Annotated in this window: 12 protein-coding genes; 5 read left to right on the plus strand and 7 right to left on the minus strand. The window is 71.5% G+C overall.

Going from position 1 to position 13,621, the window contains the following annotated elements; all coding sequences use genetic code 11:
- Nucleotides 1-44: 44 nt before the first annotated feature.
- Together DEJ28_RS14815 and DEJ28_RS14820 are read right to left on the minus strand one after the other, a co-directional pair.
- Nucleotides 45-1,337: a type II toxin-antitoxin system HipA family toxin gene (locus DEJ28_RS14815; RefSeq protein ID WP_111117022.1), complete on the minus strand. Its 1,293-nt coding sequence runs from the start codon at nt 1,335-1,337 to the stop codon at nt 45-47.
- Nucleotides 1,330-1,596, minus strand: a complete 267-nt coding sequence (locus DEJ28_RS14820) for a helix-turn-helix domain-containing protein (protein WP_220034664.1) — start codon at nt 1,594-1,596, stop codon at nt 1,330-1,332. Before DEJ28_RS14820 ends, DEJ28_RS14815 begins: the two co-directional genes overlap by 8 nt.
- Before the next feature lie 201 nt (nt 1,597-1,797).
- On the opposite strand from DEJ28_RS14820, the gene DEJ28_RS14825 reads away from it, so the two are divergent.
- The 4 genes from DEJ28_RS14825 to DEJ28_RS14840 all read left to right on the plus strand — a co-directional run bounded on the left by DEJ28_RS14825 (nt 1,798) and on the right by DEJ28_RS14840 (nt 5,477).
- Nucleotides 1,798-3,411, plus strand: a complete 1,614-nt coding sequence (locus DEJ28_RS14825; protein WP_111117023.1) for a Mur ligase family protein — start codon at nt 1,798-1,800, stop codon at nt 3,409-3,411.
- Between the two features lie 36 nt (nt 3,412-3,447).
- On the plus strand, nt 3,448-3,954 hold the full coding sequence (locus tag DEJ28_RS14830; protein ID WP_181433833.1) for a MarR family winged helix-turn-helix transcriptional regulator: 507 nt from the start codon (nt 3,448-3,450) through the stop codon (nt 3,952-3,954).
- 104 nt (nt 3,955-4,058) lie between these two features.
- Nucleotides 4,059-4,481 (plus strand): organic hydroperoxide resistance protein, encoded by a 423-nt coding sequence (locus DEJ28_RS14835; protein ID WP_070418051.1) that lies wholly within the window; start codon nt 4,059-4,061, stop codon nt 4,479-4,481.
- Between the two features lie 21 nt (nt 4,482-4,502).
- Nucleotides 4,503-5,477 (plus strand): zinc-binding dehydrogenase, encoded by a 975-nt coding sequence (locus tag DEJ28_RS14840; protein ID WP_111117052.1) that lies wholly within the window; start codon nt 4,503-4,505, stop codon nt 5,475-5,477.
- Nucleotides 5,478-5,647: 170 nt separating this feature from the next.
- Here DEJ28_RS14840 and DEJ28_RS14845 read toward each other — a convergent pair whose 3' ends face one another.
- Both DEJ28_RS14845 and DEJ28_RS14850 read right to left on the minus strand, forming a co-directional pair.
- The gene (locus DEJ28_RS14845) at nt 5,648-7,105 is read right to left on the minus strand and encodes a sugar porter family MFS transporter (RefSeq protein WP_111117024.1); all 1,458 of its coding nucleotides are present in this window, start codon (nt 7,103-7,105) and stop codon (nt 5,648-5,650) included.
- Nucleotides 7,106-7,232: 127 nt separating this feature from the next.
- A complete protein-coding gene (locus DEJ28_RS14850) occupies nt 7,233-7,766 on the minus strand; it encodes a hypothetical protein (RefSeq protein WP_111117025.1) in 534 nt (177 codons plus the stop codon).
- Between the two features lie 184 nt (nt 7,767-7,950).
- Between DEJ28_RS14850 and DEJ28_RS14855 the strand changes: the two genes are divergently transcribed.
- Nucleotides 7,951-8,844, plus strand: a complete 894-nt coding sequence (locus DEJ28_RS14855) for a LysM peptidoglycan-binding domain-containing protein (RefSeq protein ID WP_146248915.1) — start codon at nt 7,951-7,953, stop codon at nt 8,842-8,844.
- A 193-nt stretch (nt 8,845-9,037) separates the two neighbouring features.
- Here DEJ28_RS14855 and pgi read toward each other — a convergent pair whose 3' ends face one another.
- The 3 genes from pgi to DEJ28_RS14870 all read right to left on the minus strand — a co-directional run bounded on the left by pgi (nt 9,038) and on the right by DEJ28_RS14870 (nt 13,620).
- Entirely contained in the window at nt 9,038-10,747 is a 1,710-nt protein-coding gene (gene pgi, locus DEJ28_RS14860; RefSeq protein ID WP_111117053.1) for a glucose-6-phosphate isomerase, read from the minus strand.
- Between the two features lie 384 nt (nt 10,748-11,131).
- Complete coding sequence (locus tag DEJ28_RS14865; RefSeq protein ID WP_111117027.1) at nt 11,132-13,405, minus strand: heavy metal translocating P-type ATPase; 2,274 nt, start codon at nt 13,403-13,405, stop codon at nt 11,132-11,134.
- The gene (locus DEJ28_RS14870; protein ID WP_349774935.1) at nt 13,402-13,620 is read right to left on the minus strand and encodes a heavy-metal-associated domain-containing protein; all 219 of its coding nucleotides are present in this window, start codon (nt 13,618-13,620) and stop codon (nt 13,402-13,404) included. The genes DEJ28_RS14865 and DEJ28_RS14870 overlap by 4 nt, the downstream gene beginning before the upstream one ends.
- Nucleotide 13,621 lies beyond the last annotated feature (1 nt).

The following is a 13,621-nucleotide window of genomic DNA, read 5'->3' on the forward strand; positions in this document are numbered from 1 at the left end:
CACCGTCCGTGCGCCCCGACCGTGTCCGTCCCCCGCCCCGTGCATCAGATGAGCGGATCGTGCACAGGACCGATCCCCCAGCCGCCGTCGCGGCGCGCTGGCGACGCTGTACTGCCGCCGACGGGCCGACCGTCAAGGAGGTTGCCCGCCATCCGCTGGATCGATTCCTGCAACGCGATCTCCGCGCCGATGTGCGGCATCTCCGCACGGGCGACCAGCTCGATCTCCGCAAGCGCTCCGCGGACGATCTCGTCCGCATCACGCACACCCCAGGATGCTCCCTCGCCGACGAGGTCGTCCCGCGTGATCGCGGCATGGGATCGCACTCCGTTCACATCCAGTCCCATCTCGCCGTCGTTGCGCTGGAAGTGCTGGGGCACGATGTCGTACGCCGGCGCGAGCGCGGTGCCACCGCGCTCGTCGTGCAGGACGGAGATGTTCTTGAGGTGGAGGTCGAGGTTCCCGACGGCGACGGACATCGTGACCAGTCGGAGCAGTCGCGGGAGGTCCTGACCAGCGAGCTGTTTCGCGACGTCACGGAGCCCGCGCCCGCCCCACTTCTCGTACTTTTCGTCGCCGGCGCATCCGAGTACTTGGTTGCAGTCCTCCTGGTGGATGCGCCCCTCGGGCGCCGCCGGCGAACGGTCGTAGCGCTCGATGACGAGCGCGGTGACGCCGCCGAAGACCTGCAAGGTTGTCTCGAACGCTGCCAGTCCGAGCGCGCGAGCGAACCGCGATCCGTACTCCTCGTCGAAGATCACGGTGGGGAGCCGCCCGACGACGGGCTTGAGGATGTGCGTCGACGGGTACCCGTCCAGCGCGCGCGACCAGCGGTCGCCGTCGCGGACGAGCACGATCTTGTTCTGGACGCCGTTGAGTGACGATTTGCCCTCGCGCTTGCTCCGTCGGCTGGTGTTCCCGAGCGGCGCGGCCTGCACGTTCCGGAGGAGGTCCGCGACGTCGTCGTCGTCGATCGGTTCAGTGTCCGGCTGCTTGGGCTCACCGGGCACGTCCGGGTCCCAGAGCTGCACCGCTCCTGCGACGTCGCGGCCGAAGGCGCGGAGCATGCCGACGACGTCGGTCTCGCGCACACCCGCCTCCCGGGCAAGCCGTTCTCGCGCCTGCCCCTCCGGGAGCAATTCGGAGAAGAAGTTCTGCCGCAGTCCGAGCTGCGCGGCCTGCGGGCGCGGCACGAGCGGCACAGCGCGGGAGAGCACACGGTTGCCCAGTCCGAACTGCCTGATCGCCTCGGCATCGGCCCGGAAATCGAAGTCGCGGCCCCGGTCCAAGAGCCGACCGAGGACAGTTCCGTGCAGGGCGACCGTGAGGTCACCCATCGACGTCGCCTTCCGGCACCTCGACGACGAGCTGGGCGCCAGTCGCACCGAGCATCGCCAGGAGGCGCTCGATCGCAGTGAAGTCCCTGCCGGATTCGAGTTCCCAGACGTACCGTTGGGACGCGCCGATCCGGACGGCCACGTCGCGCTGGCTGAGTCCGGCAGCGAGTCTCGCCTGCTGGAGCGCGAGACCGAGGTCTTCCCGGGTCTCGACGGCCGCTCGGAACATCGCCACCTCCAGCTCGTCGAGGGACCTCACGCTATGCGACTACCGTTTGGTAGTCAACCGGATCTGACTACCATACGGTAGTCGTCCATGCATGACTACCACATGGTAGTCATACATGAGGCACCCGGCCGTTGCGTACGCCGGGTGCCCGGCCGTCCCGTACGCGCACTCCTGGGACGGCACCCCGGCAGCGCGTCGCAGCATCGGGTCACCCGACCACGAGGAGCCGCGATGACGCACGCCTTCCACCCGGAGGCCTCCCGGCCCGTCCTCCTCGACGACGTGGCGCGGTCCCTCGGCCTCCGCCGTCAGGGCGGGTGGTCCGTCGACGACGCGGTCGGGGGCGACGCGGTCGTGGGCGGATGGTCCGTCGACGACGCGGTCGTGGGCGTCGCGCTGTCGACCGCCGACGTCCGACCGGGTGTGCTGTTCGCGGCGCTGCCCGGCCGGCACGGACACGGCGCGGACCACAGCGACGCCGCGAGGTCGGCCGGCGCGGTCGCGGTGCTGACCGATCCGGACGGCGAGGCCGCCGCGCACCGGAGCGGACTGCCCGTGCTCGTCGTCCCCGATCCGCGGAGCCGACTCGGCGACGTCGCGCGACTGACCTCCGGCACCGCGACGCTGCCGTTCCCGGTGTTCGGGGTCACCGGGACGAACGGGAAGACCTCGACGGTGCACCTGCTCGACGCCCTGATGCGACGGCTGGGGTGGCGGACGGCACTCAGCTCGACGGTCGAGCGCCGGGTGCTCGACGTCGCGGTGCCGAGCGCGCTCACCACCCCGGAAGCGCCGGAGCTCCACGAGTTCCTCGCCCGAGCGGCCGAGCAGGGCGTGCAGGGCGCCGCGCTCGAGGTGAGCGCGCAGGGCCTCTCCCGCCACCGCACCGATGGGGTGGTGGTCGACGTCGCCGGGTTCACGAACCTGTCCCACGACCACCTCGACGACTACCCGGACATGGACGCGTACCTCGCGGCCAAGGCGATGCTGTTCACGCCGGCACGGTCCCGAGCGGGCGTGGTGTCGCTCGACTCAGCGGCCGGCCGGTGGATCGCGGCGAGTGCGACGGTCCCGGTGACGACGATCTCGACCGACCCCGACGCCGGGGCGGACTGGGTCGTCCGGGTGCTCGAACAACGGCCGGACGGTACCCGGGCCGCGGTCACCGCACCGGACGGCACCGTGTTCGGGCTCGACGTCCCGTTGCTCGGCGTGCACATGGTGGCGAACGCGGGCCTGGCGCTTGCGATGCTGGCGGTCGCCGGGGTCCCCACGGCCGCGCTGCGGGACGCCACCTCGGGCCCGCTCGAGGTCGAGGTGCCCGGTCGGATGGCGGACGCCTCCGCCGCGACGGGCCCGCGCGTCTACGTCGACTTCGCCCACACGCCGGATGCGTTCGAGAAGAGCCTGGTCGCGATCCGCGCCTTCGCGACCGGTCGGGTCGCGATCGTCCTCGGCGCCGACGGCGACCGTGACCGGAGCAAGCGGCGGGCGATGGGGGCGGTCGCGGCCGGGTGGGCGGACGTCGTGGTCGTCGCCGACCACCATCCGCGGTTCGAGGCGCCCGGTCCGATCCGGCGAGCGATCCTCGACGGCGCGAACGGAGTGGCCCACGGTGCGCTCGTGCTCGAGGTGCCGGACCCGGCGCGGGCCGTCCGCCGTGCCCTCGACGAGGTCGGGGACGACGGCGTCGTGTACTGGGCGGGCCCGGGCCTCACCGACTACCGGGACGTCGCGGGAGCGCACGTGCCGTACTCGTCGTTCGAGGACGCCCGGGCCGCGCTGGCCGAGCTGGGACACGTGCCCGGTCAGCGGCACGATCGCGAGCCCGTCGGCGCGAAGTAGGTTGTGCACAATTCGGTTGCGTGCAATGCTTGATCCATGCCCGTGACCGACGAGATGGTGTGCTTCTCCCTCTACGCGGCCTCCCGTGCGACGACCCAGGCGTACCGGACGCTGCTCGAGCCGTGGGGGCTGACCTACCCGCAGTACCTCGTGCTCGTGACCCTGTGGATCGAGGGCGACCAGACCGTCTCGAGCCTCGGTGACCACCTGCAGCTCGACTCCGGCACGCTCTCCCCGCTGCTCCGCCGCATGGAGCAGGCGGGCCTCGTCCGCCGAGTGCGCCGCAGCGCCGACGAGCGCGTCGTCACGGTGACGATCGGTGAGCGGGGGACGGCGCTCCGTCCCGAGCTCGCGCACATCCCGGCGCGGATCGCCGCCGGCATGGGACTGTCCGACGAGCAGGCCGCGATGGAGCTCATCGCGACGCTGCACCGGCTGACCGAGACCATGCACGCTGCCACCGCTGCCGCCGCCCCTGCCGCTGCCACCGCCGCTGGCGCTGCCGCCGCCGCCGCCGGCGCCCCGCGCGACGTCGGGGCCTGAGCGACACCTCACGCGTCCCCGAGTCCGTGCACTGTCGCTCAGCGCGAAGGAACGGCTCGCACCACGACGAAGACTGCACGACCCCACGAAGGAAGGAACACCACATGGAAGCCCTCTACACCGCCGAGGCCCTCTCCACCGGAGCCGGCCGCGACGGCCGTGTCGCCACCAGCGACGGCTCGTTCGCGCTCGACCTGGCGATCCCGAAGGAGATGGGTGGCTCCGGCGCCGGCACCAACCCCGAACAGCTCTTCGCCGCCGGCTACGCCGCGTGCTTCCACTCCGCGCTGCAGGGCGTCGCCCGCAGCCAGAAGGTGAAGATCACCGACTCGTCCGTCGGCGGTCGCGTGCAGATCGGCCCGAACGGCGAGGGCGGCTACCAGCTCGCCGTGCTGCTCGAGGTCGTCCTGCCCGGACTCGAGCACGACCAGGCCCAGGCCCTCGCGGACGCCGCGCACCAGGTCTGCCCCTACTCGAACGCGACGCGCGGCAACATCGACGTCACGATCACCGTCTCGGAGGACTAGTCGATGAGCACCCCCACCACCATGCGCGCTGTCGTCCACGAGACCTTCGGTGAGCCGGCCGACGTCCTGACCGTCGCCGAGCGCCCGGTCCCCCAGCCCGGCGCCGGACAGGTCCTCGTCCGCACCGTGCTCTCCCCCATCCACAACCACGACCTCTGGACCGTCCGCGGCACCTACGGCTTCAAGCCCGAGCTGCCCGCACAGTCCGGCACCGAGGCACTCGGCGTCGTCGAGGCCCTCGGTGACGGCGTCACGCACCTGCAGGTCGGCCAGCGCGTCGCCGGCGGCACGTTCGGCGTCTGGGCGGAGCACTACGTCGCCGATGCAGCGGGGCTCATCCCCGTACCGGACGCGATGTCCGACGAGGCCGCCGCCCAGCTCGTCTCGATGCCGTTCAGCGCGATCAGCCTGTTGCACTCGCTCGACCTGCACGAGGGCGACTGGATGATCCAGAACGCCGCGAACGGTGCCGTCGGCCGGATGGTCGCGCAGCTCGCCGCCGCGCGGGGCATCAACGTCGTCGGACTCGTCCGTCGCGCTGCCGGTGTCGAGGAACTGCGCGCCCAGGGCATCGAGCGGATCGTCGCGACCGACGCCGAGGGGTGGCAGGACCAGGTCACGGCGCTCACCGGTGGCGCCCCGCTCGTCGCGGGCGTCGAGTCCGTGGGTGGCCAGGCCGCTGCGGACATCGTCTCCACGCTCGCCGACGGTGCGACCCTCGTCGTGTTCGGCGCGATGGCGTCGCCGACGATGACGATCCCCTCCGGAGCGGTGATCTTCAAGCAGGTCACGATCAAGGGCTTCTGGGGCAGCGTCGTCAGCCGGACGATGCCGGCCGAGACGAAGCAACAGCTCTTCGGCGAGCTCATCACCCGCGTGCTCGACGGGTCGCTGACGCTCCCCGTCGCCGAGACCTTCTCCTTCGGGGACGTCCGCGACGCGGTGCGAGCGAGCGACACCGCCGGCCGGGTCGGCAAGGTGCTCCTGCGCCCGTAGACGCGAGCGGGAGACGGACGGGAGGCGCGGTGCCAGCTGGCACCGCGCCTCCCGTCCGTCATGACGCGCGTTCTGACCCATCGCGCCCGCCCTGGAAAGCGGAATCGCGCATCGGAGGTCGGATGAACCGACCTCCGATGCGCGATTCGGCTTCCTACGAGCGATTCGGCCTACCGGCGGGCCTTCTTCGGGGGGACGGTGAAGATGTTGCCGGTGGTGACGCCCTCTTCGACCTCTTCCAGGGTGCGGCCGCGGCTCTCGGGGACGAACTTCCAGATGAAGAGCAGGGCGAGGACCCCGACGACCGCGAAGCCGAAGAACGTGCCGGTGATGCCCGTCGCCGCCACGATCGTGGGGAAGTAGAGCCCGAGGAACGCGTTCGCGATCCAGAGGCAGAACACCGCGATGCCCATGCCGAGCGCACGGATCTGCGTCGGGAAGATCTCGGACAGGATCACCCAGGTCGCGATGTTGAGGAAGGTCTGCATCGAGCCGACGAAGGCGACGACGAGGAACAGGATGACCCAGGGCCGAGCCGGGTTGCCCTCGACGAGCGTCATCGAGGCGATGCCGATGAGGAAGTGGCAGAGCGTCGTCAGCGAGTACCCGAGGATCAGGGTCGTGCGGCGGTTGATCTTCTCCATGTTGTAGATCGCGATGAAGCCACCGACCACGGCGATGACCCCGGGAGCGATGTTGGCGATGAGGGCGGCGGACTGCTGGAAGCCCGACTCGATGAGGACGGTCTGGCCGTAGTACATGATCGAGTTGATGCCGGTCAGCTGCTGCGCGACGCCGATGCCGGCACCGATGAGCACGATGCGGATGAGCCACTTGTTGCCGAGCAGGATGCGCCAGCCGCTCTGGCGCTGGACCTTCGCCTCGAAGTCGTTCGTGCGCTTGATGTCCTCGAGCTCGGCCTCGGCGCGCTCCTTCGAGCGGATCTGACCGAGGACCTCGAGCGCTTCGTCGTTGCGCCCCTTCGAGGCGAGCCACCGCGGCGACTCGGGCACCCGGAGCATCCCGACGAAGAGCGCGATCGCGGGGAGCGCGCAGACGGCGAGCATCACGCGCCACACGCCGTTGCCCTCACCCCAGAGGTTGCCGATGAACGCGTTCACGATGAAGGCGGCGAGCTGACCGATGACGATCATGAGCTCGTTGCGGCCGGACAACGACCCGCGGATCTCGTACGGGGCGAGCTCGGCGAGGAACACCGGCACGACGGTCGATGCACCACCGACCGCCAGGCCGAGGAGCACGCGGCCGACGACCATCACGCCGAAGACCGGGGCGAAGACGCAGATGAGCGTGCCGACGAAGAACGTGACGGCGAGCAGGATGATCGTCTTGCGGCGCCCCCAGCCGTCGGCGATGCGACCGCCGAGCATGGCGCCGATCGCTGCGCCGAAGAGGAGCGAGCTCGTGACGACGCCCTCGGTGAGGTTCGTCAGTCCGAGCTCCTGCTTCATCGGCAGCAGGGCGCCGTTGATCACGCCGGTGTCGTAGCCGAACAGGAGGCCGCCGAAGGTGGCGACGAGGGCGAGGACGCCGAGGCGGCGGACGTGCGGACCCTGTCCGACCGGCGGGAGCGCCGTCTTCGGGGCTGTCGGTTTGATGTCGACCATGCGGGTGACTCCTTCGTCAGTGATCACGCTTCATCGCTGGGAAGATCGTAACCCGATTCCATGTCCTGTCAATCACACATAAGGACAACTGGCCGATTGGATCGGTCCACAAAGTCCTGATCAGCGGTCAGTCGTCGTCGCCGGCGTCCTCCGGTCGCGCGCCGAGCACGTCCCCCAGCGACGCGATGTCCGCACCGTGGTCGGTGTACCGGCGCACGGTGCGCCGGGCAGCGGCACTCGCGGCACCGGCCAGGCGGGGGTTCCGGCGTGCGGCGTCGGCGACCCGACCCGCGTGCCCGGCCGTGGAGAGCAGGACGTTGGCAAGAGCCCGGGCGTCACCCGGCTCGGGGACCCCCGCGATCGTCCAGGCCGAGCGGACCTGGTCGTCCGGCGTGACCCCGCGCCGCGTGCCCATGCGGTGCCAGTCGGACAGCGCGCCCTCGGTCCGGGAGGCCGCACGGTCCGCCTCGCCGGCACGGCGGCGCTGGGCATCGCGGTCGGCGTCCGCCGCCTCGCTCCGCTCGATCCGGTCGGTGAGGCCGTCCGCACGCCTCCGGGTGTTCTCGGCTCGCTCGCGTGCAGCGGCGTCGTCACCGCCGGCTTCGGCGATGCGGGCGGCGTGCGCAGCTGCGGCCGCGGCGAGGATCTCCGAACGCTCCATGACCTCGACGGTAGCCGCTCGGACCGACACCGCGCGCCGACACCGCGCTGGCTGGCCCCGGTGCTCGGAGCGGCTGCACCGTTGCTCGGGGCGACTGGACCGGTGGACACATCGTGCGACGGGGACTCCTCCCCCGGACGGCGCTCGGCTAGCATCGTCGCGTGGGGGAATCATGAAGCGGTTCGTGACGATCAGCGCTGTCGTCCTGGCGAGTGTCGCGCTGTCCGGTTGCTCGTTGTTGCGTGGATCGGACGACGCCCTGCCCGCTCCGTCCACCCCGCCCGCGACCACCCCGACGCCGAGCGACACCGCGACCGCCTCGGCTGACGGTGAATCGGCTGCCGACCTGCTCGAGGCATCCGCGAACCCCCGGACGCCGACCCCGGCCCCGACCGAGGCCGCGGCTCCCGCTCCGACGCTGACGCCCATCCCGGCCGGCACGGTCCTGGCCCAGGGCGACGTGGCATCGCCGAAGGGCAGCATCCACTTCCACTTCCGGATGGTGGCGAACGGCGACGACTCGTTCACCGCGCAGTACTCCGGGATCACCTCGACGCTCCCGGTCCCGGTCGGCGTCGGCCTGTTCGACCTGTCGCGGAAGGTCGGGGACGGCCTGACCTACCGCGGCGTGGGCGACCACACCCTCGGCGGACCCACCAGCAGCCCGGTCTCGGTGAACGTCCCCCTGAGCGGCTCCGGCGTCGACCCGTCGCACCTCGGCACCCTCGTGACGTACTCCGCCGCGACTCCCGGGCAGGACGTCCCGGTCGAGATCGCGGCCGACAAGGTCCTCGCCGTGACGACCGTCCGCTGGTCGGTGCCGGCGCGGCAGACGAACGTGCACCCGAAGGACGCCGGCGCCCGGGCGAACGCGAACGGCCAGGTCACCGCGGCGGCCGCTTCCGGTGCGCCGAAGACCTACCGGGTGGCGCCGGACGACCTCATCGGCGACGTCGCGGCGCGCTTCGGCATCAGCGTGCGGGACCTGGTGTGGCTCAACGAGGGCGTCCAGGTCTTCGGCGAGGACCAGCACCTGTACCAGGACACGTCGCTCAACCTCGACCCGCTCGGTCGCTGAGCCGGCCGCCGCGGGCGCGGCCACCCGCCGTTTCGCGCCCAGCGACACTTCACGGGTCCTGCGACCCGTGAAGTGTCGCTGAGCGCGAAAGAACGCGACCACGCGCCGGCCCGCGGCCGCCAGCGCGACCCACGACGGACTGGAGGCCCGTGGCGGGATCCGCCACGGGCCTCCAGGCCATCAGGTGCGTGCGTTACTCGCCGCGCAGCTCCAGGTACTTCGCGATGAGCGCCTTGGTCGACGGGTCCTGCGCGTCGAGCGCAGCCTGGTCGCCCTCGACGGCCGGCGTGACCTGCAGCGCCAGCTGCTTGCCGAGCTCCACACCCCACTGGTCGAACGAGTCGATGCCCCAGATCGTGCCCTCGGTGAACACGATGTGCTCGTACAGGGCGATGAGCTGGCCGAGGACGCTCGGGGTGAGCTCCGGCGCGAGGATCGACGTGGTCGGCTTGTTGCCGGGGAACGTGCGCGCCGCGACGATGGCCTCGTCGGTGGTGCCCTCGGCGCGGACCTCGTCGGCGCTCTTGCCGAACGCGAGCGCCTTCGTCTGCGCGAAGAAGTTCGCGAGGAACAGCGTGTGCACGTCGGTGCCGGGCGCGACGCCCTTGCCGTCGCCGGTCTCGTCCTTCAGTGGACGGGCCGGGTTGGCGACCGTGATGAAGTCGGCGGGGATCAGGCGGGTGCCCTGGTGGATGAGCTGGTAGAACGCGTGCTGGCCGTTCGTGCCGGGCTCACCCCAGAAGACCTCGCCGGTCTCGGTGGTGACGGGCGAGCCGTCCCAGCGGACGCGCTTGCCGTTCGACTCCATCGTGAGCTGCTGCAGGTACGCGGCGAAGCGGTGCAGGTACTGCGTGTACGGCAGGACCGCGTGGCTCTGCGCACCGAGGAAGTTCGTGTACCAGACGTTGAGCAGGCCCATCAGGACGGGGACGTTCTGCTCGAGGGGCGTGGTGCGGACGTGTTCGTCGATGGCGTGGAAGCCGGCGAGGAACTGCTCCCAGTTCTCCTGGCCGATCGCGATGACGACGCTCGTGCCGATGGCCGAGTCGACCGAGTAGCGGCCGCCCACCCAGTCCCAGAAGCCGAAGGCGTTCTCGGGGTCGATGCCGAACGCGGCGACCTTGTCGAGCGCGGTCGAGACGGCGACGAAGTGCTTCGCGACGGCGTTCGACTTCTCGTCGTCGGACGCGTCGGTGAGGCCGAGCTCAGCCCAGAGCCACTGGCGCGCGAGCCGGGCGTTGGTCAGGGTCTCGAGCGTGCCGAAGGTCTTCGACGCGACGATGAAGAGCGTGGTCTCCGGGTCGAGGTCCGCGGTCTTCTCGTAGATGTCCGACGGGTCGATGTTGGAGACGAAGCGCGCCTCGAGACCGGGCTGCACGTACGGCTTCAGTGCCTCGTAGACCATGACCGGGCCGAGGTCCGAGCCGCCGATGCCGATGTTGACGACGGTCTCGATGCGCTTGCCGGTGACACCGGTCCAGGCGCCGCTGCGGACCTGCTCCGCGAAGCCGTAGACCTTGTCGAGCGTGGCGTGCACGTCGGCGTCGACGTCCTGGCCGTCGACGACGAGCGCGGGGCTGGCGCCCTTCGGACGGCGGAGTGCGGTGTGCAGCACCGCGCGGTCCTCGGTGGCGTTGATGTGCTCACCGGCGAGCATCGACTGGAAGCGCTCAGCGACGCCGGCGTCCTTCGCGACCTGCAGCAGTGCGCCGAGGATCTCGTCGTCCACGAGGCCCTTCGACAGGTCGACGGTCAGGTCCGCGGCCTGGAACGTGTAACGCTCGGCCCGGCCGGGGTCGCTGTCGAACCACCCTCGCAGGTCCGGGGTGAAGCCGGCGGCGATGCCGTCCAGCTTCTTCCAGCCTTCGGTCGATGTGGGGTCGACGGGCGCGGATTCGGTCACGGGGTCCTCCTGGATCACCTTCAAGACGTACAAGCCCGCGGGTCACCGCAGCACTGCGTCGCGGACCGAGTTCGAGCGTAGTGCGCTCCGGCAGGTGGTGCGCACAGTCCGGCGGCACGCGGGGCCGTTCCGCGCGTAGGAGGCCGTTCCGCGCGTAGGAGGCCGTTCCGCTCGTAGGAGGCCGTTCCGCTCGTAGGGAGCAGGAACTTCCTGCCTCCCATGCGCGGATCCGCCTTCCATGTCGCGTGCGATGGGCAGGAACGGCGGCCTGGAGGCGCGGCTCGCCCCCGCCCCGCACGTCACGCCCGAGCGTGGCCGGCCCCATGGCCCGGGTCCGGCCTCGAGGACCGGTGCGGACCGATGCGGACCGGTACGGACCGCGGCTCAGGCCTGCGGGGTGAAACGGCGGAGTCGCAGGCTGTTCGTCACCACGAACACCGACGAGAACGCCATCGCGGCGCCGGCCAGCACCGGGTTGAGCAGCCCCGCCATCGCGAGTGGGATCGCCGCCACGTTGTACGCGAACGCCCAGAACAAGTTCCCCTTGATCGTGCGGAGGGTGGCCCGGGAGAGTCGAACCGCGTCGGCCACCACGGTGAGGCGGCCGCTCACGACCGTGATGTCGCTCGCCGCGATCGCCGCGTCCGTGCCGGCGCCCATCGCGATGCCGAGGTCCGCCGCGGCGAGCGCAGCGGCGTCGTTCACGCCGTCGCCGACCATCGCGACGCTCCGCCCCTCGGCCTGCAGCCGTCGGACCGTGTCGAGCTTCGACGCCGGTGTCGCGCGGGCGTGGACCTCGTCGATGCCGACCTCGGCGGCGACGGCACGGGCGGCTCCCTCGTTGTCGCCGGTGAGCAGGACGGGGTGGAGTCCGAGTCCGACGAACCGACGGACGGCGTCGGCGGCCTCGGGCTTCACGGTGTCCCCGACGACGACCACGCCGAGAGCGGCACCGTTGCGGGCGACCACGACGGCGGTGCCGCCGTCGGACTCCGCGGTGTCGAGGGCCTCGGCGAGCGCCTGCGGGAGCGGGATCGACCATGACTCGTCGAGCCACCGTGCGGTCCCGACCAGCACGACGTCGCCGTCGACCACGGCCTGCACGCCGGCGCCGGGGGTCGCGGTGAACTGTGCGGCCTTGGCCAGCGGGACCCCGCGGTCCCGGGCGCCGGCGGTGACCGCACGGGCGACCGGGTGTTCGGAGCCGTCCTCGACGGCCGCGGCGAGCCGGAGCAGGGCGTCGGCGTCGAGGTCTGCACCGGGTGCGACGACCACGGTGCGGAGCGCCATCGCCCCGGTCGTCACGGTGCCGGTCTTGTCGAGCACGATCGTGTCGACGCCACGGGTGCGTTCGAGGACCTGGGGTCCACCGATGAGGATGCCGAGCTGCGAGCCGCGGCCGGTGCCGACCAGGAGCGCGGTCGGGGTCGCGAGCCCGAGGGCGCACGGGCAGGCGATGATGAGGGTCGCGACCGCCGCAGTGAACGCCGCGGTCACGGAGCCGCCGAGCACGAGCCAGCCGACGAAGGCCAGGACCGCCAAGCCGATGACGACGGGGACGAAGACGCCGGACACCCGGTCGGCCAGGCGCTGGACCTCGGCCTTGCCGGTCTGCGCGTCCTCGATGAGCCGGCCCATGCGGGCGAGTTCGGTGTCGGCGCCGACGCGGGTGATCGTGACGACGAGCCGGCCGCCGACGTTGATGGTCGCCCCGGTGACGGCGTCGCCGGGGCGCACCTCGACGGGGACGGACTCGCCGGTGAGCATGCTGAGGTCCACCGCGGACGACCCGTCGCGCACCGTGCCGTCGCTCGGGATCCGCTCCCCCGGTCGGACGACGACCACGTCCCCGACGACGAGTGACGCTGCGGGGACGCGGGTCTCGGTCGGCCCGGACGGGCTGTCCCGCAGCACCGTGGCGTCCTTCGCGCCGAGCTCGAGCAGGGCACGGAGCGCGGCCCCGGACTGCTGCTTCGCCCGCACCTCCATGTACCGACCGGCGAGGATGAAGACCGTGACGGCGGTGGCGACCTCGAGGTAGAGGTCGCTCGCCTCGGGGTCGGTCGCGAACCAGGAGAAGGTCATGTGCATGCCGGTCGTGCCGGCGTCGCCGAGGAACAGCGCGTACAGCGACCAGCCGAACGCGGCGATGGCACCGACGCTCACGAGGGTGTCCATCGTGGCGGCACCGTGGCGCGCGTTCACCCAGGCGGCACGGTGGAACGGCAGGGCTCCCCAGACGGCGACGGGTGCGGCGAGGGCGAGGGCCGCCCACTGCCAGTTCGGGAACTGCAGCACGGGGACCATCGACAGGAGGACGACGGGCAGCGTGAGGACGGCCGACACCACGAGCCGCTGCCGGAGGAGCACGGAGGCATCCGGACGAGCGACGTCCGCGGTGCCGCCGTCCGGCACGACCGGCGCGACCGGCGCGACCGGCACGGGGACCGTGGCGCCGTACCCGGCGGACTCCACGGCGGCGATGAGTGCGGCGGGGTCGGCCGGCTCGGTGCCGACGACCTGCACCCGGGCCTTCTCGGTCGCGTAGTTCACGGTCGCCGTGACACCGGGGAGCTTGCCGAGCTTCCGCTCGATGCGGTTCGCGCACGAGGCACAGGTCATCCCCGTGATGTCGAGCTCGACCACTCCGTCGGTCACGAGCGCACGACCTCGTAGCCAGCCTCGACGACGGCACCGTGGAGCGCTTCGGCCGCGACCGGACGGTCCGACGTGACGGTGACCTGGGAGCGGCCACCGGGGACGAGCTGGACGGCGACGTCCGACACCCCGTCGAGGTCGGTGAGTTCCTCGGTGACGCTCATCACGCAGTGGTCGCAGGTCATGCCCTCGACGAGCAGGAGTTCGGTGTTCACG

This window comes from Curtobacterium sp. MCPF17_002 (assembly GCF_003234115.2).
GTDB lineage: Bacteria > Actinomycetota > Actinomycetes > Actinomycetales > Microbacteriaceae > Curtobacterium.

Bases quoted from the DNA above. Each gene is read 5' to 3' on its own strand.
- DEJ28_RS14835 (WP_070418051.1), top strand. From the start codon at position 4,059: ATGGAAGCCCTCTACACCGCCGAGGCCCTCTCCACCGGAGCCGGCCGC.
- DEJ28_RS14845 (WP_111117024.1), bottom strand. From the start codon at position 7,105: ATGGTCGACATCAAACCGACAGCCCCGAAGACGGCGCTCCCGCCGGTC.
- DEJ28_RS14840 (WP_111117052.1), top strand. From the start codon at position 4,503: ATGCGCGCTGTCGTCCACGAGACCTTCGGTGAGCCGGCCGACGTCCTG.
- DEJ28_RS14815 (WP_111117022.1), bottom strand. From the start codon at position 1,337: ATGGGTGACCTCACGGTCGCCCTGCACGGAACTGTCCTCGGTCGGCTC.
- DEJ28_RS14830 (WP_181433833.1), top strand. From the start codon at position 3,448: ATGCCCGTGACCGACGAGATGGTGTGCTTCTCCCTCTACGCGGCCTCC.
- DEJ28_RS14825 (WP_111117023.1), top strand. From the start codon at position 1,798: ATGACGCACGCCTTCCACCCGGAGGCCTCCCGGCCCGTCCTCCTCGAC.
- DEJ28_RS14850 (WP_111117025.1), bottom strand. From the start codon at position 7,766: ATGGAGCGTTCGGAGATCCTCGCCGCGGCCGCAGCTGCGCACGCCGCC.